23 protein-coding genes are annotated in these 25115 nt (G+C 54.9%); 5 read left to right on the top strand and 18 right to left on the bottom strand.

The window, feature by feature from the left end; all coding sequences use genetic code 11:
- Nucleotides 1-112 precede the first annotated feature (112 nt).
- Both nhaC and AC2FCQ_RS11855 read left to right on the top strand, forming a co-directional pair.
- Nucleotides 113-1552, top strand: coding sequence for a Na+/H+ antiporter NhaC (gene nhaC, locus AC2FCQ_RS11860; RefSeq protein ID WP_490308276.1), 1440 nt, complete (start codon nucleotides 113-115; stop codon nucleotides 1550-1552).
- Nucleotide 1553: 1 nt separating this feature from the next.
- A complete protein-coding gene (locus tag AC2FCQ_RS11855; protein WP_490308278.1) occupies nucleotides 1554-2732 on the top strand; it encodes a MalY/PatB family protein in 1179 nt (392 codons plus the stop codon).
- A gap of 65 nt (nucleotides 2733-2797) precedes the next feature.
- On the opposite strand, the gene sseB is transcribed toward AC2FCQ_RS11855, so the two are convergent.
- From sseB to trmJ, 11 genes are all read right to left on the bottom strand, one after another.
- Complete coding sequence (sseB, locus tag AC2FCQ_RS11850) at nucleotides 2798-3628, bottom strand: enhanced serine sensitivity protein SseB (RefSeq protein WP_209638356.1); 831 nt, start codon at nucleotides 3626-3628, stop codon at nucleotides 2798-2800.
- A gap of 168 nt (nucleotides 3629-3796) precedes the next feature.
- The gene (gene pepB, locus AC2FCQ_RS11845; RefSeq protein WP_209638359.1) at nucleotides 3797-5092 is read right to left on the bottom strand and encodes an aminopeptidase PepB; all 1296 of its coding nucleotides are present in this window, start codon (nucleotides 5090-5092) and stop codon (nucleotides 3797-3799) included.
- Nucleotides 5093-5175: 83 nt separating this feature from the next.
- Nucleotides 5176-5376 carry a Fe-S cluster assembly protein IscX gene (gene iscX, locus AC2FCQ_RS11840; RefSeq protein ID WP_209638368.1) on the bottom strand — a complete coding sequence of 67 codons (201 nt, stop codon included), beginning with the start codon at nucleotides 5374-5376 and terminating at the stop codon, nucleotides 5176-5178.
- Nucleotides 5377-5389: 13 nt separating this feature from the next.
- On the bottom strand, nucleotides 5390-5725 hold the full coding sequence (gene fdx / locus AC2FCQ_RS11835) for an ISC system 2Fe-2S type ferredoxin (RefSeq protein WP_061808324.1): 336 nt from the start codon (nucleotides 5723-5725) through the stop codon (nucleotides 5390-5392).
- Between the two features lie 2 nt (nucleotides 5726-5727).
- A complete protein-coding gene (gene hscA / locus AC2FCQ_RS11830; protein ID WP_490308279.1) occupies nucleotides 5728-7578 on the bottom strand; it encodes a Fe-S protein assembly chaperone HscA in 1851 nt (616 codons plus the stop codon).
- A gap of 150 nt (nucleotides 7579-7728) precedes the next feature.
- Nucleotides 7729-8250, bottom strand: coding sequence for a co-chaperone HscB (gene hscB, locus AC2FCQ_RS11825; protein ID WP_490639883.1), 522 nt, complete (start codon nucleotides 8248-8250; stop codon nucleotides 7729-7731).
- 63 nt (nucleotides 8251-8313) lie between these two features.
- Nucleotides 8314-8637: an iron-sulfur cluster assembly protein IscA gene (gene iscA / locus AC2FCQ_RS11820; protein WP_037417508.1), complete on the bottom strand. Its 324-nt coding sequence runs from the start codon at nucleotides 8635-8637 to the stop codon at nucleotides 8314-8316.
- A gap of 124 nt (nucleotides 8638-8761) precedes the next feature.
- Nucleotides 8762-9148, bottom strand: coding sequence for a Fe-S cluster assembly scaffold IscU (gene iscU, locus AC2FCQ_RS11815; RefSeq protein WP_012146333.1), 387 nt, complete (start codon nucleotides 9146-9148; stop codon nucleotides 8762-8764).
- A gap of 24 nt (nucleotides 9149-9172) precedes the next feature.
- Nucleotides 9173-10387, bottom strand: coding sequence for an IscS subfamily cysteine desulfurase (locus AC2FCQ_RS11810; protein ID WP_209638374.1), 1215 nt, complete (start codon nucleotides 10385-10387; stop codon nucleotides 9173-9175).
- A 54-nt stretch (nucleotides 10388-10441) separates the two neighbouring features.
- Nucleotides 10442-10936, bottom strand: a complete 495-nt coding sequence (iscR, locus tag AC2FCQ_RS11805; RefSeq protein ID WP_006318200.1) for a Fe-S cluster assembly transcriptional regulator IscR — start codon at nucleotides 10934-10936, stop codon at nucleotides 10442-10444.
- A gap of 193 nt (nucleotides 10937-11129) precedes the next feature.
- Entirely contained in the window at nucleotides 11130-11864 is a 735-nt protein-coding gene (trmJ, locus tag AC2FCQ_RS11800; protein ID WP_037417502.1) for a tRNA (cytosine(32)/uridine(32)-2'-O)-methyltransferase TrmJ, read from the bottom strand.
- A gap of 119 nt (nucleotides 11865-11983) precedes the next feature.
- Between trmJ and suhB the strand changes: the two genes are divergently transcribed.
- Nucleotides 11984-12787 carry an inositol-1-monophosphatase gene (suhB, locus tag AC2FCQ_RS11795; protein ID WP_209638376.1) on the top strand — a complete coding sequence of 268 codons (804 nt, stop codon included), beginning with the start codon at nucleotides 11984-11986 and terminating at the stop codon, nucleotides 12785-12787.
- Between the two features lie 106 nt (nucleotides 12788-12893).
- On the opposite strand, the gene AC2FCQ_RS11790 is transcribed toward suhB, so the two are convergent.
- Both AC2FCQ_RS11790 and AC2FCQ_RS11785 read right to left on the bottom strand, forming a co-directional pair.
- On the bottom strand, nucleotides 12894-13916 hold the full coding sequence (locus tag AC2FCQ_RS11790; protein WP_209638378.1) for a nickel/cobalt transporter: 1023 nt from the start codon (nucleotides 13914-13916) through the stop codon (nucleotides 12894-12896).
- Nucleotides 13907-14575, bottom strand: coding sequence for a DUF1007 family protein (locus AC2FCQ_RS11785; protein WP_490308281.1), 669 nt, complete (start codon nucleotides 14573-14575; stop codon nucleotides 13907-13909). Before AC2FCQ_RS11785 ends, AC2FCQ_RS11790 begins: the two co-directional genes overlap by 10 nt.
- A gap of 144 nt (nucleotides 14576-14719) precedes the next feature.
- On the opposite strand from AC2FCQ_RS11785, the gene csiE reads away from it, so the two are divergent.
- Nucleotides 14720-15985 (top strand): stationary phase inducible protein CsiE, encoded by a 1266-nt coding sequence (gene csiE, locus AC2FCQ_RS11780; protein WP_490308282.1) that lies wholly within the window; start codon nucleotides 14720-14722, stop codon nucleotides 15983-15985.
- Here csiE and AC2FCQ_RS11775 read toward each other — a convergent pair.
- Together AC2FCQ_RS11775 and glyA are read right to left on the bottom strand one after the other, a co-directional pair.
- Nucleotides 15982-17133: a 3-phenylpropionate MFS transporter gene (locus tag AC2FCQ_RS11775; protein WP_490308283.1), complete on the bottom strand. Its 1152-nt coding sequence runs from the start codon at nucleotides 17131-17133 to the stop codon at nucleotides 15982-15984. The genes csiE and AC2FCQ_RS11775 overlap by 4 nt on opposite strands.
- Nucleotides 17134-17288: 155 nt before the next feature.
- A complete protein-coding gene (glyA, locus tag AC2FCQ_RS11770) occupies nucleotides 17289-18542 on the bottom strand; it encodes a serine hydroxymethyltransferase (RefSeq protein ID WP_209638386.1) in 1254 nt (417 codons plus the stop codon).
- Between the two features lie 365 nt (nucleotides 18543-18907).
- Between glyA and hmpA the strand changes: the two genes are divergently transcribed.
- A complete protein-coding gene (gene hmpA, locus AC2FCQ_RS11765) occupies nucleotides 18908-20098 on the top strand; it encodes an NO-inducible flavohemoprotein (protein WP_209638388.1) in 1191 nt (396 codons plus the stop codon).
- 161 nt (nucleotides 20099-20259) lie between these two features.
- Here hmpA and AC2FCQ_RS11760 read toward each other — a convergent pair whose 3' ends face one another.
- The 3 genes from AC2FCQ_RS11760 to patD all read right to left on the bottom strand — a co-directional run bounded on the left by AC2FCQ_RS11760 (nucleotide 20260) and on the right by patD (nucleotide 25014).
- The gene (locus AC2FCQ_RS11760) at nucleotides 20260-21447 is read right to left on the bottom strand and encodes a c-type cytochrome (RefSeq protein WP_490308284.1); all 1188 of its coding nucleotides are present in this window, start codon (nucleotides 21445-21447) and stop codon (nucleotides 20260-20262) included.
- Entirely contained in the window at nucleotides 21444-23354 is a 1911-nt protein-coding gene (locus tag AC2FCQ_RS11755; protein WP_490308285.1) for an NAD(P)-binding protein, read from the bottom strand. The genes AC2FCQ_RS11760 and AC2FCQ_RS11755 overlap by 4 nt, the downstream gene beginning before the upstream one ends.
- Nucleotides 23355-23589: 235 nt before the next feature.
- Complete coding sequence (patD, locus tag AC2FCQ_RS11750; protein ID WP_490308286.1) at nucleotides 23590-25014, bottom strand: aminobutyraldehyde dehydrogenase; 1425 nt, start codon at nucleotides 25012-25014, stop codon at nucleotides 23590-23592.
- Nucleotides 25015-25115: the final 101 nt, after the last annotated feature.

Raw genomic sequence — 25115 nt, 5'->3', positions numbered from 1 at the left:
CAGAACCCCACGCCATGAAACCGATTACATGGACAGTTGCCCGCGCTCACAATTCATTCATAACGAATTCACTAGGCTTGCATCACACCCTCATCCCTAACCGGAGTTGTAAATGAATGACAAGAAGAAACTCAACCTGGGGCTAGCGATGCTGCCCATTATGGCGATGCTACTGCTGCTCATCGTAGGCTACGGTCAGTTTGGCCTGCGTATCGAGCCGTTACTGTTGGTCTCCGCCGGTATCGCCGCCGCCCTGGCCTACTGGCAAGGATACGAATGGAACGACATTATTGACGCTATCGTTGCCAAGTTAGCCAAGGCAATGCCGGTGATCATGATATTGATCTGTGTTGGTGGGCTGATCGGTACCTGGATGTTCAGTGGCACCATTCCTTACATGGTGTATTGGGGCTTAAAACTGATCAGCCCACAATATATCCTGATCGCCGCGTTCTTCATTACCAGTGTGATCTCCGTATGTACCGGGACGTCCTGGGGCGCCGCAGGGACCGTAGGGGTCGCGTTGATGGGCGTCGCTGCCGGCCTGGATGTGCCCTTGGCCGCCGCTGCCGGCGCAGTGGTTTCCGGCGCCTACTTTGGCGACAAAATCTCCCCGTTGTCTGACTCCACCAATTTCGCGGCTATCGTCGCGGATACCGATCTCTACAGCCATATTCAGCACCTGATGTATACAACATTACCGAGTTTCGTTTTAGCCGCGGTGGTGTATCTGATCGCCGGGCACACCAGCGCCGTTGGCAGCGCGGCTACGCCGGAAAAAGTGACCGAGATCGTCACGGCGCTGGAAGGTCTGTATCACTTCAACTTGCTGTTAATCTTGCCGCCGGCCTTAGTACTGTGGGGCGCCGTCACCAAACGTCCCGTGATCCCCGTCATGCTGGCGGCCTGCACTCTGGCGATTGCCATTGGTGTATTCCTTCAGGGGTTCAATCTGCAACAAGGCCTAAACGCGTTGATGGATGGTTTTAATCTTTCAATGTTTACAGTGCAGGGGCAAAGCATTACCGGCATCGTCGAGGATGTTCCACGTCTGCTCAACCGGGGCGGTATGTTCTCCATGATGAGCACCATTCTGCTGGTCTTCTGCGCATTTTCCTTTGCGGGTGCATTAACGCTAACCGGAGCGCTGACCGTGATCATCAATCGGTTGCTGAAAGTGGTTCATACCACCGGCCAACTGATCGCCGCAACGGTTGCGACCACGATCCTGGTTACCGGTGCCACTAGCGATGGAAAGCTGGCCTTGCTCATCCCTGCCGAGCTTTTCAAAGGAGCCTATCGCCGCATGGGTTTAGACAATAAGAATCTGTCACGAACCGTGGAAGATGCAGGCACCGTCATCGAACCTTTAATCCCATGGACCGCCGCCGGCATTTATATGGCAACTACCTTGGGTGTCAGCACACTGGATTTACTCCCTTGGGCAATCCAATGCTACGCCGCTGTGGTATTCGCTTTGATTTATGGGTTTACCGGATTCGGGATTGCCAAAATACAGCCACAGAACGATTTACAGCGTGAGGAAGCCTGACGTGAAACAGACCGATTTTAATCAGATCATCAACCGCCATAATACCGGATCGGTGAAATGGGACTTTATCGATCGCTATCTGCAACTCGATGAAACAGACCTTTTGCCGATGTGGGTCTCTGATTTTGACTTCCAGTGCCCTATGGAAGTCCGGCAAGCGCTGTACAACCGTGTTGAACACGGCATATTTGGCTACAGTGAACGTGACGCTCAGTACTACCAGGCAGCTATGGATTGGTTCGCTAACCGGCACAATCTGCCTTTGCAACGTGAGTGGTTCACTTCTATCGAGGGTGTCGTCCCAGGCTTGGCGATCTTGATCCAACTGCTCAGTCAGCCTGGAGATCCGGTCGTTATCCAGGGCCCTTACTATGGATCTTTCGCCAAAATAATTTCCATGAATGGCCGAGAAGTCCTTGAAAATCCGTTGAGAGAAAGCGCACAAGGCTATCAGTTCGACTTCGATCATCTGGAGGCCTGTTTCGAGCAGCGGAAACCACCGCTGCTGCTGCTTTGCAACCCGCATAACCCGACGGGGCGCTGCTGGACCCATAGTGAACTGACTCAGTTGATGACGCTGTGCAGCCGCTATGGCGTAACGGTTATTTCCGATGAAATTTGGGCCGATTTATTGCTGCCGGGCGAGACCTTCACCTCGGTACTGCATCTGGACGACGCCTGGCATGACAATCTGATTTCGGCGACGTCCGCCAGTAAGAGCTTCGGCTTGTCGTCACTGCGTATCTCAAACTTCCTCATCCCCAATGTTCACACCAGAAATGCGTTTATCGAACGCCTCAATGCGCATGGCTTAGATGTATTCAATGCGCTGTCGATGACCGCCGCAACGGCCGCGTATCAACAGGGCGAAGCTTGGCTTGATGACTTGCAAGGTTATCTGGCCGATAACCGGCGTTGGTTTGAACAAGCGTTAGCCCATACCGCGCCATGGTGCAAAATGACTCGAGCCGAAGGCACTTACCTTGCCTGGCTGGATTGTCGCGCTTTGGGCCTGGATGATAACGCCCTACAACAAGCGCTGATCCAGCATTCAAAGATCGCCGCCTCAATGGGCATCAGCTTCGGTGAGCAGGGAAAAGGGTTTATACGCATCAACCTCGGTTGCCCGCGTCAATATCTTGAAAGGGCCATTGAGGGGCTTGCCCGGTTAAAACCTTAATGCCGTTTGGTACAACGAGATAACGGCTACCGGCGGCCTGCGCGCCGCTCGGTAGGCCAAAGAGGTTACTGCGTCTTATCGGTCGACGGGATAATGTTACGCAACCAGCTGCCCCAGCGGCGTTGATAGAAAGGCTGAGTGTGGGTGATCAGGTAGTGGCTGACCCCGCGCTCCTTTTCCGACACCAGACAAAAATCCACGGGTTCATCATTAGGCGCCGTTTCGCTGGCGACGCTACCCGCTTCGTTGATCAGTGCTTCGATATCGCCTTGCTCACCATCCACTTCCAGCCCAATCAGCAGATTCGGTTTTTCATCCACCGCCTGATCATGCATCAGTGCCAAAAAGGCGCGGCGTACCGGCTTGCGTTGACTGAAAAGCGTGGTCAAGGCATCGATCATCGCAGACGGGTACTCTTCCGGCTGGCCCAGCAGGATCTGCGTATCCTTGTCGATATAGCGTTCTGCGGGTTTGCTGACACCGCCAGTCGCCAACAGCATTGCCACTTCTTCAGGATAAAACTCTTTGCCGTACTCGGCCTTCGGGTTGAGGAACAGATCCGCACCCTGGGTAATCTCAAATAATACCCGGGCCGGCATAGCGATGAACGGCTGTTCATCCTCAACGGCCTTTTGCAGCACGTCGACCGAGGTAAAGAATGGAATGATGCTCCCGCCGTCTTGTTTCTCCCAGTGTTGAATATTCACCGGTGTATCGGCGTTCAATGTGATGTCACCACCCTGCTGTACCTGTTCGCTGTCACCGAGGATCAGTACCGTAGCGTCAAGCAATTCGCGGAAGAATGCCGGACGGTGGGCCGGCTCTGACACCGCCAGCTTCAACAGGCGTTCAAGTTCGTTTTCGCCTGCGGCGGTATCGTGATGGTGAGAACTCATGCAAACTCCAGCAATCAAATAACGGGGCCCAGCATGCTGGGCCCCGAGGGTAAACGGCATTCTATACCTTATAGCTTTCATTTTGCAGCCTGGCGCCCAGCTAGCGCAGGTAACAACGCTGCAACGTGAAAGATGACGGGTATAACGCCCACCTGGGTGGGCATTCAATTATTTGGCTTTACTCAGCAGCAAGTTGGCCACGGCACGGACACCCAAACCGGTTGCACCCGCTGACCATTGCTCCACCGCGCCTTTACGGTAAGTCGCAGAACAGTCGATGTGCACCCAGCCTTGCTGGTAGTTTTTCACGAAATGTGACAGGAATGCGGCAGCGGTGCTGGCACCCGCAGTGTAGGCAGGACCGGCAACGTTGTTCAATTCAGCAAAGTTAGACGGCAGTTGGCTGCGGTGGAACTCAGCCAGCGGCAGACGCCAGAAAGGCTCTTGCTCAGCGGCAGCACTGGCCAGCAGTTCTTGTGCCAGAGCGTCATCAAAGCTGAACAGCGCATGGTAGTCATTACCCACCGCCGTTTTCGCCGCCCCGGTCAGGGTGGCGCAGTCGATGATCAACTGTGGGTTTTGCTCAGACGCGTCGATCAGACCGTCGGCCAACACCAGACGCCCTTCTGCATCGGTGTTCATCACTTCAACGGTTTTGCCGTTACGGTAACGGATGATGTCGCCCAGTTTGAAGGCGTTACCGCTGACCATGTTGTCGGCACAACACAGGTACAGTTTCACACGTTGCTTCAGACCACGAGCCGCCGCCAACGCCAATGCACCGGTAATGGTCGCCGCACCGCCCATATCCGCTTTCATGGAGTCCATAAAGGCGCTTTGTTTCAGGCTGTAGCCGCCGGTGTCAAAGGTGATACCTTTACCCACCAGGCAGGCAAACACAGGCGCTTCCGGGTTGCCGGTCGGGTTGAAGTCCAGCGCCAACAGCACAGGTGAGCGATCAGAACCCCGGCCCACGGTGTGAATACCGGCGTAGTTTTGCTCACGCAGGTCCTCACCCTTGGTAATGCGGTAGCTGACGGCGTCGCAACCGACGTCGCACATCAAGTCGACCGCACGGGTAGCCAGTTGCTCTGGCCCCAACTCTTCTGCCGACATATTGATGGTGTCGCGCACCCAATCAACGATCTTCAGGCGCTGTTCCAGCTCTTTGCGGTCTGCTTCCGGCAGCTCTGCCCACTCAACGGTGCGCTTGCCTTTCGGCCCACGGAAACCCTGCCAAAAAGCCCAGCTGTTTTCCAGATCCCAGCCTTCTCCCGCCAGTTTGACGTTTTTGACGCCCTGGCCGTCGATCTTGCGGGCGGCACGTTGAATGCCACCCAGTTTGTCGTTACCGGTCAGATGGATGGTCATCCCTTCTGCACCGGTGCTCAGCAGCGCTTTTTCGCCCCAGCGAGCGTCGGCAGGTTGGTTCGACAGCGTTACCAGCATGAATTCAGTTGTCATAGCCTTCTTACTCCGGATTATTCTTTTATTAATAGTGTCGGATACAAAATAAACGGGCCGCCATTGGCAGCCCGTTACGCTATTTACTCCGCTTCATCTAACCAGACCAGCAGGATCGCTTCCAGTATTTTTTCATTGGAAGCCTGTGGATCGTCGTCAAAATCTTCCAGATCGCAAATCCACTGGTGCATGTCGGTAAAACGTACGGTTTTCGGATCGGTATCCGGGTATTGGTCGTACAGGGCTTCGCCGATGTCACGGCTGTCGGTCCACTTCAGTCCCATTTCTACTGTCTCCTCACCCTTCACGCGCATGGTTGACGGTGTAGCGTGGCATTTCAACCACCAGATCTTCGTCAGCCACCAGCGCCTGACAGCTCAGACGGCTTTCCGGCTCCAGCCCCCAGGCCTTGTCCAGCATGTCGTCTTCCAGTTCGCTGCTCTCTTCGAGAGAATCGAAACCTTCACGCACGATGCAGTGACAGGTGGTGCAGGCGCAAGATTTCTCACAGGCGTGCTCAATATCGATACCGTTGCGCAGCGCAACGTTGAGGATTGACTCCCCTTGTTCGGCTTCCAGTACTGCCCCCTCCGGGCATAAATCTTGATGGGGCAGGAAAACAATTTTAGGCATGATTAAACCTCATCCACAGAATGGCCAGCCAGCGCACGGCGAATGGAAGCATCCATGCGGCGCGCGGCAAAGTCTTGCGTTTGTGCATCTAGTGTTTTTATTGCGGCTTCGATAGCGGCAGGATCGGTGCCCTGCGTCGCCTGTTGCAACGCTTCCACCGCTGCGGTAATTGCCGTACTTTCGGCGTCGCTCAGCAACGCGGCGTCGCTAGCCAGTGCACCCTGCAGGCTTTCCAGCACCCGGGATGCCTCAACCCGCTGTTCGGCCAGCATGCGTGCGCCAACGTCGCTCTGCGCATTGGCCATCGAATCTTTGATCATCCCGGCGATTTCGGCGTCAGACAGGCCATACGACGGCTTCACCTGAATTGATGCCTCAACGCCGGTGGATTTCTCCATCGCGGTGACGCTCAGCAAGCCATCGGCATCCACCTGGAAGGTGACGCGAATATGCGCGCCGCCAGCAGGCAATGGTGGCAGACCACGCAGCGAGAAGCGGGCCAGCGAACGGCAATCTTGCACCAGCTCACGCTCGCCCTGCAGCACGTGGATCATCATCGCGCTTTGGCCGTCTTTAAAGGTGGTGAACTCCTGCGCACGCGCCACCGGAATGGTGGTGTTACGCGGGATCACTTTCTCAACCAGACCGCCCATGGTTTCCAGACCGAGTGACAATGGGATCACGTCCAGCAGCAGCATGTCGCTGTCTGGCTTGTTACCCACCAAAATATCAGCCTGGATCGCGGCGCCAATGGCGACCACTTTATCTGGGTCGATCGACGTCAACGGCGTACGGCCGAAGAACGTACCTACCTGCTCACGCACTAATGGCACGCGGGTAGAACCGCCAACCATCACCACTTCCAACACGTCTTCGGCACTCACACCTGCGTCTTTCAGCGCACGTCGGCAGGCCATCAGGGTGCGCTTAACCAGAGTGGCGATTAACGCGTCAAACTGCGCGCGGGTCACTTCCCCCTGCCAGCCGGCGATCTCAACGGTGGTGCTGTCGGCATCGCTCAGCGCAATCTTGGCGGCGATGGCGGCATCCAACAATTGGCGCTGCACACCGTGATCGCTACGGTCAGCCACACCGGCTTGCTCACGCAGCCAGTCGGCCAGCAAATGATCAAAGTCGTCGCCGCCCAGCGCAGAATCGCCGCCGGTAGCCAACACTTCGAACACGCCACGGCTCAACCGCAGAATAGAAATATCAAAGGTACCACCGCCCAAATCATAAACCGCGATGATGCCTTCTTGCCCAGAATCCAGACCGTAGGCAATTGCCGCAGCCGTAGGTTCATTCAGCAAACGCAGTACGTGCAGCCCGGCCAGACGCGCCGCGTCTTTGGTCCCCTGACGCTGTGCATCATCAAAATAGGCAGGAACCGTGATCACCACGCCATCGAGATCCCCTTCCAGCGCGGTTTGCGCGCGAGCGGCAAGCGCTCTGAGGATATCGGCGGAAACGCCAACCGGGTTAACCGGACCGGCGGCGGTAAGGATCATCGGCAAGCCATTATCGCTGGCCTGGAACTGGTACGGCAGGTTCGGGTAACGCTGCTGCACGTCGGCCAGGGAGCGGCCCATCATGCGCTTGATTGAGCTGATAGTGTTGGCAGGATCCTGTGCCGCCTGCTGACGGGCATCCCAGCCAACACGCAACCCGTCTGCCTGGTAGTGCACCACCGACGGCAGCAAATCGCGCCCTTCGGCATCGGCCAGCGTTTCCGCCTGCCCACTGCGCACGGTAGCAACCAGAGAATTGGTGGTGCCCAGATCAATACCGGCTGCCAGACGACGCTGGTGTGGCGCGGCGCTGAGGCCGGGTTCACTAATTTGTAATAAGGCCATATTGAAGCTTCCCATATCCTTCATACTTGAAGCTGCATCTTTGTTGGCTGCATTTATTCGCGCCAGTCACATAGTGACCTATGCTCCTGAGGACTCACAAATTTTCCGCCTTGATGCAACGCCAATTATTTTGGGTATAAATGAAAAGAATTACTCAAAACCCAGCAGTTTTTCTTCGAGTTGTTCAACCTGTTGCTGGAGTTTGTCCAAAAAGCGCAGCTTACGCACGGTATCGGCGGCATCAACCCACTGCTGGCTATCCAGCTGTTGCACCATCAGCGCACTGCGCTGTTTGACCGTCTCATTCACCCGTGCACCAAAGCTGGCCAACAGGCTTTCCGCGTCCGCTTTGCGCTCAATGGCATCGAGCTCTTCACGTAACTCAAGCTGTTCCATCAGAAACGCGGTATCACGCAGAGTGTGCTGCTCGTTGCTCAAATCAAAACCGTGCAAAGATAGCATATACTCCGCGCGTTTTAATGGGTGCTTCAGCGTTTGGTAGGCTTCATTGATCGTTGCCGCCTGTTGCAACGCCATCAGGCGTTCGCGTTCTGGCTGACTGACAAAACGATCGGGATGGAATTGGCGCTGCAGATCCTGATAGCGAGATGCAAGCAGGCTGCCGTCCACGGGATAGCGAACTGGCAGCCCGAATAAAGTAAAGTAATCCATAGCGTGCTCTGGGCGTTATCGGATGAAGTTCCCCCGCGCCTGGCGGGGGAGCACGATGGACTGTCAGACGTTGAAACTTTCGCCGCAGCCGCACTCGCTTGAGACATTTGGGTTGTTGAACTTGAAGCCTTCGTTCAGACCTTCCTTAACGAAATCAAGCTCGGTGCCGTCAAGGTAGACCAGGCTCTTGCCGTCAATGATCACCTTAACGCCTTTGTTTTCAAAAACGATGTCGTCATCGTTCATTTCGTCAACAAATTCCAGCACGTACGCCATCCCGGAGCAGCCAGAGGTTCTCACCCCCAGACGCAGGCCAAGGCCTTTGCCACGGTTATCCATAAATGCCTGAACGCGCTGTGCAGCGCTGTCGCTCATGGTAATTGACATCACAACCTCATACTTAATATCCCCAACCCGTAGCAAAACAGGTGTGGGGAGCTAACCGGTGCAGGGGGTGAATAGACTCGCCCCGCTGAATGCGGGCGCGACATGCAACGCCCCTACACAATGATTACTTGGCGCTATGTTTGCTCTTGTAGTCGGCAATCGCTGCTTTAATGGCGTCTTCAGCCAGGATAGAGCAGTGAATTTTTACCGGCGGTAATTCCAGCTCTTCGGCGATCTGGGTGTTTTTGATCGCTTCAGCCTGATCAAGAGACTTGCCTTTCATCCATTCGGTCACCAGCGAGCTGGAAGCGATGGCGGAACCGCAGCCGTAAGTCTTGAAACGCGCGTCTTCAATGATACCTTCATTGTTGACCTTGATCTGCAACTTCATCACGTCGCCGCAGGCCGGTGCACCCACCATGCCGCTGCCAACGCTAGGATCTTCGTTGTCGAAGGAACCCACGTTACGCGGGTTTTCATAATGATCGATTACTTTTTCGCTGTAAGCCATGACCTTGCTCCTGAATCCTGAGAATTAATGATGTGCCCATTCGATGCTGTTGATATCCACGCCCTGCTTGAACATGTCCCACAGTGGAGACAGATCGCGCAGACGGCCGATGGATTTACGCACCAGTTGAATGGTGTAATCGATCTCTTCTTCTGTGGTGAAACGCCCCAGAGAGAAACGGATCGAGCTATGCGCTAACTCGTCGGTCATTCCCAACGCGCGCAGCACGTAAGATGGCTCAAGGCTAGCGGAGGTACAGGCAGAACCCGAAGATACGGCCAGGTCTTTCAAGGCCATGATCAGCGATTCACCTTCAACATAGTTGAAGCTGACGTTCAGGATGTTAGGAACGCCGTTCTCCAGCGAACCGTTCAGATACACTTCTTCCATATCTTTCACGCCGTTCCACAGACGATCGCGCAGCGTGCGCAAGCGTGCCATTTCTGTCGGCATTTCTTCTTTGGCGATACGGTAAGCTTCGCCCATACCGACGATCTGATGCACAGGCAACGTGCCGGAACGCATACCGCGCTCGTGGCCACCGCCGTGGATCTGGGCTTCGATACGGATACGTGGTTTACGACGCACGTACAGCGCACCAATGCCTTTCGGGCCATAAATTTTGTGGCCGGAGAACGACATCAGGTCGACTTTCAATTTGCTCAGGTCGATAGGCAATTTACCTACGCTCTGGGTCGCATCAACGTGATAAATGACACCACGTGCACGGCACATTTCGCCGATGGCTTCGATATCCTGCACCACGCCAATTTCGTTGTTCACGTGCATGATAGAGACCAGAATGGTGTCTTCACGCATCGCCGCTTCGAGATCCTGCAGGCTGATGATACCGTTGCTCTGCGGTGCCAGGTAGGTCACTTCAAAGCCTTCACGCTCGAGCTGGCGACAGGTGTCCAGCACGGCTTTGTGTTCGGTTTTGCTGGTGATGATGTGCTTGCCTTTCTTTTGATAGAAATTGGCCGCACCTTTGATCGCCAGGTTGTCAGATTCGGTTGCCCCGGAAGTGAACACGATTTCACGCGGGTCAGCGCCAACCAGTTCAGCAATTTGGTTACGGGCGATATCTACCGCCTCTTCCGCCTGCCAACCGAAACGGTGGGAACGGGAAGCCGGGTTACCGAAAGTCCCGTCCAGAGTCAAACACTGCATCATTTTCTCAGCAACGCGCGGATCAACCGGCGTCGTTGCTGAGTAGTCCAAATAAATCGGTAATTTCATTGCTCTTGTGCTCCGTACATCACTTCCAAAAACTAAAAAAATATCGCCAGCTGCTTATGCGCGCAGATTAACGTTGATAGTTTCTTGCGGACGACCGTTGGCCGTGCGACGGGTATCATTATTTTGACGATCCGCCACCACCAGCACTTCCTGGTTGTTCACCAGTTCAGCCAGCGTAATGTTGTTCAGGAACCCGCTGATGCGCTCGCTCAGATCGCGCCACAGGGTATGGGTCAGGCAGCGATCGCCACCCTGACAGCCTTCTTTACCCTGGCAACGGGTTGCATCTACCGATTCATCGACAGCAGTGATGACTGCACCAACGGCAATCTCACTCGCGTCTTTCCCCAGCAGATAACCACCGCCCGGCCCACGTACGCTGGCCACCAGGCCATTCTTACGCAGACGGGAGAATAATTGTTCCAGATAAGAGAGCGAGATACCTTGGCGCTCAGAAATATCCGCCAGAGGTACGGGCCCTTCCTGGGAGTGCAATGCCACGTCAAGCATAGCGGTTACGGCATAACGGCCTTTGGATGTCAGTCTCATAGCTAATGGTTACCTGTTGGTCAAACATGGCCGAAAGTCTGACATTCCCGAGTAAATCAGTCAACTATTTAACCTAGTAATTTACTCAAGTATTAGCACATTTTGAACTAAGCTAGATAATATGCATAAAAAATACATATTATAACCATTGGATAACTAATACTATTACCGCGAGCCGTTACAACGCATCAAATTAATTACCTTGATGTTTGTCCTGTTTCTCGATCGACGTCAGCATACCGCGCAGGATATTCAGCTCTTGCGCTTCTGGTCGCGCGCGGGTGAATAAACGACGCAAACGGCTCATGACCTGCCCCGGATGTGACGGGCGAATAAAGCCACTGTGCTGCAGCGTTTGTTCCAGATGTTGATAGAAACGTTCAAGATCGTCCACCAGCGGATATGGCGTCTCTTCCAACGGCGGCACGCCTGCCTGTTGGCGATCGAGGTAAGCCACACGGACTTCGTACGCCAGGATCTGCACTGCCATCGCCAAATTCAGCGAGCTGTAATCTGGGTTAGCCGGAATGGCGACGTGATAATGGCATTTTTGCAGCTCATCATTCGTCAGACCGACACGTTCACGACCAAATACCAACGCGACTGGCGCGTGCTCACCTTCGTGCACGGCGCGTACGCCGCATTCACGCGGTTCCAGCATCGGCCATGGCAAGGTACGTGAACGCGCGCTGGTGCCGACCACCAGGCTACAGCCGGCAATGGCGTCATCTAACGTATCAACGATAGTGGCGTTGCCAATCACGTCACTGGCCCCTGCGGCCAGGGCGATCGCCTGAGAATCAGGTTTTATCAGTGGATTAACCAGATAAAGGTTGGTTAACCCCATGGTTTTCATGGCTCTGGCGGTCGAGCCCATGTTGCCGGTATGGGAAGTTTCTACCAGAACAATGCGGATGTTATGCAGCATACAAACTCTGAGCGTAGCGGAAAATCACAGCATCTTAACACAGCCATAGGCAATTTGCCGAACACCTGCTATACTTCGCGCCGTTTCCTGTTCTTTAACATCCTAGTTGGAAGATACCCATGCATCCGATGCTGACTATCGCCGTGCGCGCTGCGCGCAAGGCCGGTAACCTGATTGCCAAAAACTACGAAACCCCGGACGCTGTAGAAGCGAGCCAGAAAGGGACCAATGACTTCGTCACTAACGTCGATCGCGATGCAGAGCATCTGATCATCGACGTCATCCGCAAGTCCTATCCGCAACATAGCATTGTTACCGAAGAACGCGGCGAATTGGTCGGCGAAGACAAAGATGTACAATGGGTGATCGATCCACTGGATGGCACATCAAACTTCATCAAACGTTTCCCACACTTCTCAGTTTCCATCGCCGTACGCATTAAAGGCCGTACTGAAGTCGCTGTGGTATACGATCCAATGCGTAACGAACTGTTCACCGCAACTCGCGGCCAGGGCGCGCAGCTCAACGGTTACCGCCTGCGTGGCACCAATGCCAAAGATTTGGATGGCACCATCCTGGCTACCGGCTTCCCGTTCAAGGTTAAGCAGCACGCAACACCTTACATCAACATCGTGGGTAAACTGTTCACTCAGTGTGCCGACTTCCGTCGCACCGGTTCTGCCGCGCTGGATCTGGCCTATGTGGCTGCCGGTCGCGTTGACGGTTTCTTCGAGATTGGCCTGAAGCCATGGGATTTCGCCGCAGGCGAACTGCTGGTGCGTGAATCTGGCGGCCTGGTGACCGACTTCGTCGGCGGACACAACCACTTAAGCTCCGGCAACGTGGTAGCGGGTAACCCGCGCGTAGTGAAAGCCATGCTTTCTACCATGCGTGAAGAACTGAGCGAAGCGCTGAAGCGTTAATTCAGGCTATTACGCTGGCCGTCCGCAAACTGCCGGCGCTCACGACGCCTGAACCTGTTTTGAATATTGAAGCGCTGCAATGATTGCAGCGCTTTTTTTATGCCCGTTAGCGGGAGAAAGGCCGGATACCGCCACCGAACTCCGGTTGGGCACTGACGTATAACAGCAGCCCAGCGAATAACAAAATCAAACCACCGGCCAGTGCCAACGACCCCCACGCCACGGCACTCCAGGCAGCAGGGGCACGTGAACGGCTTAGGCGCACCGCCAGTCGACGGCTGTAATGCACCAGTAGAGCCAACAATGAAATGGTCAGCGAGGTGCCCAGCGCCATCGCCAACGCCGAAACAACGCCCCAGATAAAGACACCAATTACTTTGGAAAACAACAACACCAATATCGCCCCCGAACATGGGCGCATCCCCATAGCCAGCACGATAGCGGCCTGTGTGCGCCAGTCGCTGCCCGCCTGTAATTCACTGTCGCTTGGCATATGCCGGTGGCCACAGCCGCAATGTTCATCGTGAACGTGATCCGCCGGCAACGGTTGCAGGCTGTTAATTCGCAGCGACGGCGACGGACGCAGGGTTTTCACCGCGCGGTAAAGTCGCTTCAAGGCACGCCAGCTCAGTAATACCCCAAGCAGCATCACCAGAATAAAACTGCCCTTCTCTAGCCAGAAGCTACTTTGGTGCAGTTGCCGTGATGACAGTTGCAACACCACCAGCATCAGCGTCACCAGTGCAATCGCCACCAACCCCTGTACCAACGACGCAGCAAAGGTCAGTTTCAGGCTGCTTTTCAGCCGTGCCGGATGGGTAGCCAAATAGGTGGCAATCACCACCTTGCCGTGACCAGGCCCCAGCGCATGCAGCACGCCGTAGCTCAGGCTAAACAGCATCAACGCCAGCCCGGCCTGCTGCGGTGCAGCTTTTACCTGCTGTAGCAGACCGGCCAACTGCTGGTGCAGCCCTTTCTGCCACACCACACTTTGCATCAACAACTGCGGCCAATAGTGCCACGCCAACTGCGCACCCAACGCCAGCAACAGTGCAAACAAAAGCAATGGCCACAGACTGAAAGCCCAGTGTCGCTTACGCGCCGCCTGCTGGCTGAGGTTTATTGACATTGCAGACTGACCCGTTGGGCGAACTGTTGCCCCAGCGCCATATCTTCGCCGGGTGAATCGTTCTTATCGAGGGACAAGGCGTAGGCCTGCAAAGACGAATTGGGTTTAGGTGTCATCAGCTTGAGCTTGCATTGCGATGCCATTTCTGGCGGCAAGTGCAGTGCGGCCTTATCTTTGTAGGTCATATCGACAAAATAGGTTGGGTCATACGTAGAGATTTCAAACGGTTTGCCCGCCAGCGGTTGCGGCTCGGCCAGCGGTAACACAAACTCCAGCACCGCCTGATGCCCCTGGCGTGACAAATGGTATTCCGTCGGCAAATTCAAATATTTCACCCGCTTGCCGTCGCGGTACATATCCGTGAAATAATGCTGACCAAGCACATTGGCCATGACCTGCGCTGCCAGCTTTTTCCATACCTCTGAATCGCTTTTGGCATTCTCCGCGTCGTACAGCAAATCTGCCGAGGTGATTTCATCCATAACCCAAACCATTTTCAAGCCAACCAGCTGTTGATCCTTCACCACAAAGGTGGTGTTCATATCAATAAAGCTGTGCGGGTGAGCGACAGCGCCGGCACTGCATAACAGTAGAAAACCAGCCAGAATAAAACGTAACTTCATCATCAAACGATACTCATTATTGTTATAAAGTAACATCAACCAATCTTAAACCACCGCTATTCCGCCCAATAATTGTGACGAAAGTTGTAAGCCGAAGTAAAACCGGGTGCCGTAGCCACGCCGCGCATCGCCTTTTGCTATGCTTATTCATAATTTAAACGTTACCTGCCTGAAGGTGATATGAGCCTGGACACTGCCCCTGTGCCTGAGCTCTCCGGTCAACAACGACGCTGCCATCTACTATTGATGCTGTATGCGCCGGTGCCCGCAGTACAACTGGAGACTATCAGCCAAATTAATGGCGTCGCCCCCCCTATCACCCGGCAAGATATAGCCGAGGTTGCCAGTGAAATCCAGCGTTTCCACCATCTGGAGATCGACGGCAATCCCGACGAGGGATACCGGATTCGGGGCACTACGCTCAATCAACGCCTCTGCCTGCTCCACTGGCTGCGACGAGCTCTGCGCTGTAGCCCAGAATTTATCGAGCGGTATTTTTCCCCCTGGCTACGGCAGGCGCTGGGAATAAGCCAGGATCTGACCACGCCGTTGGAGCAATACATCAGTGCATGTGAACCGCTGATCAACCGCAGCTTTGATCGGCGCGATCGTCAGTTCTTGCAGCACTACCTTCTGTATTGCGCGTGGGAAGCTCGGAGCCAGCGGCACCCCATGTTTAATCCTGCCCAGCGCGACTGGCTTCATCAGAAGCCAGAACATCAGGTGGCGAGCAGGTTGCTTCAATCGCTGAATCAGCTTTTTGCCCTGCAACCCGAAGACAGCGAAAGCGACTTTCTTGTGTTGATGTTCACCATGCTGAAAAACCACAGCTATCACAGTAACGACTCTGCAGAAGACCTGCGGCTGATGGCTGCGATTGAAAATATGGTCGAACGCTTCCAACAGATATCCGGTATGACCTTCAGCAGTAAAGACGATTTGATCAGCCAGCTGTTTGCGCATCTGGCACCGGCGGTGGAGCGTTGTCGCTTTGAAATTGGTATCGACAACACACTGCTGGAAGAGGTCGAACGCAAATATCCGCGCCTGATGCGTACTGCCCAGGAAGCGCTGTCCCCCCTTGAACAGGAGTACGGTATTCACTTCTCCAGTGAAGAAGCCGGGCTGGTTGCGATCAGTTTTGGTGCCTGGTTGATGCAAGGCAATGCGTTACAAGAAAAGCAGGTGCTGTTGCTGACGCTGGACAATCCGCAATTGGAAGAGGAAGTGGAATATCAAATTCGCGAATTAACGCTACTGCCATTGAATATCAAATATTTACCGCTGCGTGATTACCTGCACTCCGGTGCCCCGCAGGGGGTAACGCTGGTCATCACCCCGTACGCCACGGAGCACGGTGCACTGCAACCGCCACTGATTTACACTGAATTACCGCTAGAACGCCAGCAGCGCAAAGCCATACGTGCGCTGCTGGAAACCTCTTAGCGGTTGCCGCTGATTGCAACGGCCGGCGGACGAATAAACAGCGCCGGCAACGCCACTGCCGCCATCACCCAGAACACCCCGCCATGCAGATGCTCGAACAGGAAGCCGGCAATCACGGTCATAATCGCAATCCCGCCCCCCATCGCCAGTGCCGAGTAAACCGCCTGCAGGCGGATCACTTCCGGCCCTTTGCGCGCCGCGATAAAGCGCATTGCCGCCAGATGGCAAACCGTAAAGGTGCCGCAGTGCAGAATCTGAATCACCAGTAGCCACCCCAACTCGGTGCTGGTGGCCATCAGGCTCCAGCGCAATATTCCGCAACAGGCGGAAAGCAGCAGCAAATTGCGCGCATTCCAGCGACGGAACAGGAAATTGCTGCTGGCGAAAATGATCACCTCTGCCACGACGCCCAGCGACCACAAGTAACCGATGGTCGATGCCGAATAACCTGCCTCTTGCCAATAAATGGACCCAAAACTGTAATAACCCGCGTGTGCACCTTGCAACAGGGTTACGCACAACAAGAAGCGCCAAACCGGCCCTTCTTTAAGCATCTCCCGCAATGAACGGTCTGCTTCATTGTGGGTACGCGCTTCGCCCTGTGGCATCACGCTCGGTTTCAGCATCATGCCCAACAGCATGGCTAATATGCTGATAATCAAGCTGTAGAGAATAGCGTTATGGCCCCAAACGGAAACCATCTGACCGGTCAACGCCGAACCAATCACAAACGCCAGCGATCCCCACAGCCTGACACGACCGTAATCCATAGCGATCTGTTTTTGCCAGGTACCGGCCAACGCGTCTGTAAGCGGGACTAACGGCGAAAAGAACAGATTGAAGCCGGCGATCACTAACATTAGCCAGCCCCAGCCATTACCAAAACAAAACCCGATGGCGAAAGCCAGTGTCAGCAATGCCAGCAGGCGCAGTGCCGTCACCAGATGAGAGGGATCTTTTACCCGGGGGGCTATCAGCAAACTTCCCAGGAAACGTGCAACCAGACCTGCGCCAAGCAGAATACCGATAGTTTCAGGCGGTATGCCCTCACCTTTTAACCAAACGCCCCAAAAAGGTAAGAAGATGCCATAAGAAAAGAAGTAGGTGAAATAGCTAAGAGCGAGCCAACGCGTTGATTGCAAAACCATGATCCCTCCGGTGTGAAGGCGATACTTTGACAGAGGTCACACTGGCTAGCAATGTACATTCACCGTCTAGGGGGTAGAGTGCTAGGTAGTTCACAGTTTGTCTGCAACAGGTATAAAAAAACCCGCCGAAGCGGGTTTTTAAAGGGAAAGCAGAGTTATGCGTAAACCGGCAGGCGGGCGCAAATATCCAATACTTTCTTCTTGGTACGTTCGATGGTGGCTTCATCGTTGATGTTGTCCAACACATCACAAATCCAACCCGCCAATTCACGCACTTCAGCTTCTTTGAAGCCACGGCGAGTCACTGCTGGCGTACCGATACGCACACCGGAGGTGACGAATGGGCTCTTAGGATCGTTTGGCACGCTGTTTTTGTTCACGGTGATGTTGGCACGGCCCAAGGCTGCGTCAGCTTCTTTACCGGTCAGGTTCTTGTCAACCAGATCCAGCAGGAACAGGTGGTTATGCGTACCGCCGGAAACCACTTTGTAGCCGCGGTCCAGGAACACTTGCACCATGGCTTTGGCGTTATCAGCCACTTGTTGCTGGTAAATCTTGAACTCAGGCTCCATCGCTTCTTTCAGCGCTACCGCTTTACCGGCAATCACGTGCATCAGCGGGCCACCCTGGCCGCCAGGGAACACTGCAGAGTTCAGTTTCTTGTACAGCTCTTCATCACCGCCTTTCGCCAGGATCAGGCCGCCACGCGGACCCGCCAGGGTTTTATGCGTTGTGGTGGTGACGATGTGTGCGTGTGGTACCGGGTTAGGATAAACGCCAGCGGCGATCAGGCCTGCAACGTGCGCCATGTCAACGAACAGGTAAGCACCAATGCTGTCGGCGATTTCACGCATTTTTGCCCAATCAACGATACCGGAGAAGGCCGAGAAGCCACCGATGATCATTTTTGGTTTGTGAGTCTGTGCCTGTTTGGCCAGATCTGCGTAGTCGATTTGGCCTTTTTCGTCGATGCCGTAAGGCACCACGTTATACAGCTTGCCGGACAGGTTGACAGGTGAACCATGAGTCAGGTGACCGCCGTGTGCCAGGTTCATCCCCAAAATGGTGTCGCCCGGCTGCAGCAGCGCGGTATAAACAGCAAAGTTTGCCTGAGAGCCGGAGTGCGGCTGTACGTTGGCATAATCGGCACCGAACAGTGCTTTAGCACGGTCGATAGCCAGTTGCTCAACGATATCCACGTATTCGCAGCCGCCGTAATAACGCTTGCCTGGATAGCCTTCAGCGTATTTGTTGGTCAACTGGGAACCCTGAGCCTGCATAACACGCGGGCTGGTGTAGTTCTCAGACGCAATCAGCTCAATGTGCTCTTCCTGGCGCACAACTTCTTGCTCCATTGCACGCCACAGTTCGGCATCGTAATCAGCAATGTTCATTTCACGCTTTAACATCCGGCTTCTCCTGACTTAAATCGGCTAACTAAAAAATCACCACCCGTTTGGGCTCTGGGACACAGTGTAAACTGTTTCCCCCTACCGAGGATAGGTCTTGACAGAGGTTTTTACGCAAACGATTGGCTTTAGGCGCAGCAAGGTTTTGATCCGATAAACAGTGCCATTGGGCAACGGACTTTTACTCATGCTAAGAATGCGGTTTTTTCATGTTCTGTGAGCGGGATCGCCGCTGAGCGACCCCGCAAAAAAATCAGGGGTATTTACAGCCGCAACAGAAACCGCTAGGATGCATTCAAACTTAAAGGTGCATTTAAAATGCATCATTACAAAACACCAATAATGATCGACCAAGGAGCGCTACCATGCTGGATAGCCAAACCATCGCCACCGTAAAATCTACTATTCCCCTGCTGGCCGCTACCGGGCCGAAACTGACCGCGCATTTCTACGACCGCATGTTCGAACACAACCCCGAATTAAAAGATGTGTTCAACATGAACAACCAGCGCAATGGCGATCAACGCCAGGCACTGTTCGACGCAATTTGTGCCTACGCCGCGAATATCGAAAATCTGGCGGCCCTGCTGCCTGCCGTAGAGCGTATTGCCCACAAACACACCAGCCTGAATATTCAACCGGATCAATATCAAATTGTCGGCGGTCATCTGCTGGCCACATTGGACGAAATGTTCAGCCCGGGCCAAGAGGTACTGGATGCCTGGGGCAAAGCCTATGGCGTGTTGGCGAATGTGTTTATCCAGCGCGAAGACCAAATTTATCAGGCCAGTGCAACCGCCAACGGTGGCTGGCGTGACCTGCGAGCTTTCCGCATCGTCAAAAAACAGCCGCAAAGCGACGTGATTTGCAGTTTCGTCTTGGCGCCCGTTGACGGCGGCAAAGTGATCGACTTCAAGCCGGGCCAATATCTGGCGGTCTACATCAAACATGACAGCATGGAAAACCAGGAAATACGCCAATACTCACTGACCACCTCACCTAACGGCGAATACTACCGTATCGCAGTCAAACGTGAAGATCAGGGAAAAGTCTCTAACTTCCTGCATCAGCAAGCCAAAGAAGGAGACGTAATTTACCTCGCCCCACCGCACGGGGACTTCTTCCTCGACGCGCAGCCGGAAACACCTGTGGCGCTGATTTCCGCCGGTGTTGGCCAGACCCCGATGCTCGGCATGCTAAATACCCTGCACGATAGCCAGCATCCGGCGGATATACACTGGCTGCATGCAGCGGAAAACGGCAGCGTTCACGCCTTTGCCGATGAAGTTGCGGATATTGCCAAACGTATGCCAAACCTGAGCCGTCACGTGTGGTACAACCAACCAGGTGCAGACGATGTAGAAGGCCGTGACTACCAGAGCCGTGGTCTGATGAATCTGAGTGCTCTACGCGAAACGCTCAGCACCCCACAGATGCATTACTATTTCTGCGGCCCGGTCCCGTTCATGCAGTATGTGGCCAAACAGTTGCTGGAGATGGGGGTAGATGCCGATCGCATCCACTACGAATGCTTCGGCCCACATAAAGTGATGTAATTGAAAAGGGCGCGGCCCCGATGAGCCGCGCCCGTATTGCGCATAATTGGCATTGCCTAGCGACGGCAACCCAGCGCATCCCCAAGAACGTACAAATAGTCCATGACGGGGGAAGCGCAGGCAGCCAACAATGAAGCCGCTTCAAATAGGACAGTGTCTGGTTATTTCTCCGCCAGCTTGCGCGTCTCCTGCACCTGCTGCGCCGTAACCGGTGCCGACTGGTTGCCCCAACTTCCTCGTAAATAGCTCATCAGATCGGCAGTTTGCTGGTCATCCAATGCCCAAGCGTAACCCGGCATGGCGATCGCCGTGGCGTGTTGTGTGATAGGCGTATGCGCGCCTTCCAACACCACGCGCAGCGCGGTGAGTGGGTTCTCCGCCGTGACCGTCGCATTGCCCGCCAGTGCCGGAATGGTGTTGTCGCTCCCCTCGCCCTTATTGCCATGGCAGGTTGAACAGTACATGGCGTAGGTGCTTTGCCCCGCTTTCCAGTTGTCGACCGCCATTGCGACAGGTTTTTCCGCCGACGGTTTTTCTGCCTCCAGGCTGTGCAAATAGATGGCAATGGCATTCAGATCGCCGTCCGTGAGGTACTGCGTGCTGTGGCTTACCACCTCACTCATCGGCCCGGCGACCGCAGCATGTTGGCTGCGCCCTGTTTTCAGCAAAGACACCACCTCGTCCTGCTTCAGACCGCGTAATCCCGATGCGTACCAACCATCTAGCTCAGCGCCACTCAGGAAGGCAGGTTCTTTGCTGTCCAGCCCTTTCTCTTGCATCGCCCAGCCGCGCGGCGTATGGCAACTGCCACAGTGCCCAGCCCCTTGCACCAAATAAGCACCACGATTCCATTCGGCACTCTGACTGCTGTCCGGCTGGTAAGGCGTATCGTCATGGAACAGTTGGTTCCAGACAGCCAGCGGCCAACGCATCGACAACGGCCAGCTGATATCACTGGCACGGTTGGCCGTATTCTGCGCCGGGACTTCCTTCATCAGGTAGTCATACAGCGCACGCATATCTTCCGCGTTCATTTTGGCGTAAGAGGTATACGGCATCGCGGGATACAACCGATGGCCATCTTTGGCGATCCCCTGGCGCATAGCGCGATCAAACTCGTCAAAAGAATAGCCACCGATGCCTTGCTGTTTGTCCGGGGTGATATTGGTGGCGTAAATGTTGCCCAACGGTGTGGGGAACTTCATCCCACCAGCAAACAGAGCGCCACCCGGCGTGGTATGACAGGCGGTACAGTCCCCGGCCTTAGCCACATACTCCCCCGCCGACATTGCCTGGGCCGAACCGCCCGCTGCCAGTAAGGTCAGCAAATACAGTGAACGCATTCTCATGCTCCCTCCTTCGCCGCAACATGGCTGAAGGCCAACTCATTGACCGCACGCCATGCCTGGTCGATCGCCGAGTTGGCATACGGACTCCAGTCAGAGTCCGAGTTGGCAATCACAATCTTGCCGATCGGCTTACGCGCTGTCGCAATGATTTTCTTTGCTTCATCCTCATCATCAAACAGCCCATTGAGGAAGTAGGAATAGCCATGTGACCAGCGGTTTACGGTAATGGCTTCAATATCTCGCTGATGATCGAACCCGGCAGAACCGAGCATGCCCTGTAGCTGCTCACGGATCATCTGCTCATGCACCTCAAACGGCGTGCCCAGCAGTAAGGCGCGCCCCTTGCGAGACTGCTCACGTGGGCTTAACCCGCTACCCGCCAGCGTCGGCACATACACCATGTGCAGGCTGATCGGTTGGTTCGGATCGCGCGGGTGCTGATAGCCGCCCATGCTCACCGGGTAATCCAACTTCACGCGGCAATACGGTGCCGTTGGCGAGTACACCTCATGCACACCCAGTTTGATAAATGGCTGCCAGTTGCGGATCACCACTTTGCTGTACACCAACGGTGACTTCACGTTCTGCTTGAGCGCTTCTTGCTGTTCCGACGACATTTCCGGCACCAGATACGGGATCATCATATTGTACCCGGCCATCACGACCTGTCCGGCGCGTACCTTGGTCATTTTCTCGCCGGTCATATAGGTCACTTCAACTTTGTCGCCGACGTTAGCCGCATGCAGGCCCGTGCTATTGAGCCGCAGTTTTACCGGTGACGCCGCGCGATCAAGCTGGCTGTAGTCGAACGTCGCCAACACGATGTCATTCATGTCCTTACCGCCCGGTGAAACCGCCGGGATCAAATGACGCACCATCAAGCGCGTCAATGTGGCGTTGCCGTCAGGGAAATGGAACACGTAGGGATCGTCGAGATCCGCCTGCGACTCTTCGTCCAGCGGCGGTAAATTCATGCCATTGAGCCCAGGCAAGTCGCAGATGCGTGCGTCACTGCATGATGTCGCATCAATGCCCACAGCCTGGAAGTCACTGGTGGTTTGCTGGAAATAACGGATCGCCATTTCGCTCAGGCCGACCTTATCACGCAGGAATTCGGTATAGCTGTGCTTGTCGAGCCATTCACTTTTCTGTTCCTGATTCATCTCCGGCAGGTAATCCTTATCCACCGTGTGCAGCGCAATCAGCGCCTGACGATCAGTTTCCGGCAGTGGGAAATCACCGATAAAGGCTTCGTAGGAGCGACCATTAAGACGATCGTGCGGGATGTCGTCGGCGACCATGCGGCCCGGATCGCCACTCACGACTTTGTCGACGCCGAAGTTTTTACGATCGAAATAGACACCGCGACTCAAATTCAGGTTCGGGTAGAAAGTGGTATCGAACGCTTTTTCCAGATTGTCGATGCTGACACCCAGCTTTTGCAGCAGGCCCATCGCCACCGGGCTAAAGTTGGATCGCGGTGACTGCAATGACTCGCTACCGCCATAACCAAGAATAGTGCCGTTTTCACTGCTGAATTCATTGCGCTTGGCGTGCCCGCCGAAGTCATCGTGATTGTCTATCAGCAAAATACGTTGCTGCGGGCCCTTCATTTGCTGCCAGAAGCAGGCCGCAGCCAGCCCGCTGATACCGGCCCCCACGACCACCAAATCGAACTCTTCCGTCGCAGGCACGGCAGCAAAATCGAAGGCCTTGCCATCGCGCCCCAGTTGGTGTGCATGCTCGAATGAACCAGGATGGTTACCACGAAGCCCAGTCAGCGTCGGCGGGTAATAGAGGGTTTGATTGGCGGTTTGCGGCGACGCTCTTAAGATCTGCATCGGCGTCAACCCGGCGGCGATAGTGATCGCCACCCCGTTAAGAAAATCGCGTCGGGTGATGCTCATAATTGGCTTCCTTTCAGTTTTTCCCCCGTCATATTTAAAGCTACAGCGTGGTTACCTGCACTTGCTCACCGTAGGGGACGAATACCTTCGCCCCGATTGATACGGGCGCAACATGCAGCGCCCCTACCTGACCTGGGCCGCCTAGCTGTAGCTTAAAATCCATAGGGGATATTATTATCAGGCCAGTAGTAACCAGCCTGAAAGCCGCGTTATTTTGCAGATAAAACCTAATGAATCAATGTTTAAACATCACATGCCGTATAGCAGTATAGTCTTCCAATCCATACATCGACATATCCTTGCCGTAGCCGGACAGCTTCTGCCCCCCGTGCGGCATTTCACTCACCAGCATGAAATGGGTATTCACCCAGGTGCAGCCATACTGCAAACGGGCGCTTAAACGGTGTGCCCGGCCAACATCCCGTGTCCACAGCGACGACGCCAGTCCGTAAGTAGACTCATTAGCCCAGGCCAGCACCTGCGCCTCATCGTCGAATGGCGTTACGGTCACGACCGGGCCGAACACTTCACGCTGCACAATCTCATCTTCCTGACGCGCGCCAGCTAACAATGTCGGCTGGAAATAGTAGCCTGGGCCGTCGACCCGCTCACCGCCCGTCACGACCTGTACATGCGGCAAGGCTTTTGCTCGCTCGACAAAGCCCACAACCCGCTCCAAATGCTGGGCGGTAATCAATGGGCCCAGCTCACTGCTCTGATCTTCCGGCGGCCCGATCTTTAGGCTGCCAATGGCCTCGCCCAACGCCTTCACCAACTGTGGGTAGATGTCTTTCTGCGCATAAATGCGGCAGGCAGCGGTGCAGTCCTGACCCGCGTTGTAGAAGCCGAAGCTGCGGATCCCGTCCACCACCTGTTGCAGATCGGCATCGTCAAATACCAGCACCGGCGCTTTCCCCCCCAATTCCATATGGGTGCGTTTAATGCCGGGTGCAGTATGCGCAATAATGTGTTCCCCGGTGGCGATGGATCCGGTGAGTGACACCATGCGCACTTTGTCATGGCCGGTCAGCCGGTCGCCAACGCTGGCGCCGCGGCCGAACAGCACGTTGAACACGCCCGGCGGGAACACGCCGGCGGCCAGTTCAGCCAACTTGAACGTGGTTAGCGGGGTTTGTTCCGATGGCTTAAGCACAACGCAGTTACCCGCCGCCAAGGCCGGGGCCAACTTCCATGCCGCCATCATCAGCGGATAGTTCCAAGGGGCAATCGAAGCCACCACGCCCAAAGGGTCACGGCGGATCATTGAGGTGTGTCCCGCAAGATATTCACCCGCCGCCAGCCCGCTCAGACAGCGGCTCGCACCGGCGAAAAAGCGGAAAACATCGGCTACGGCCGGCAGTTCGTCGTTCAATACACAGTGGTAGGGTTTGCCGCAGTTAAGCGACTCAAGGCGAGCAAAGGTTTCCGCATGGTTGTCAATCATATCCGCCAGCTTCAACAAATATTCGGAACGCTCTTTCGGCGTGGTTTGTCCCCATTCGGTAAATGCGGCGTCGGCCGCCAGCACCGCCTGATCAACCTGCTCTGCGCTGGCTTCAGCCACCTGTAACACTACTTCTCCGCTCGCCGGGTTATACACCGGCAACAACGTGCCCTGGCCGGTCACCAGTTGGCCGTTAATCAACAATTGGCTTTGCATAGGGTTATCCTTTTAAATTTTACAATTCAAAATGTTAATTAAGGTTCACTGAGCGTAACGAGCGTAGGCAGGCTGAGTGCGGACAGCGCGCAGGGCCCCGG

This window comes from Serratia sp. CoH_134_PS_4, assembly GCF_058190535.1.
This window is presented reverse-complemented; position numbering and strand designations above follow the sequence as displayed.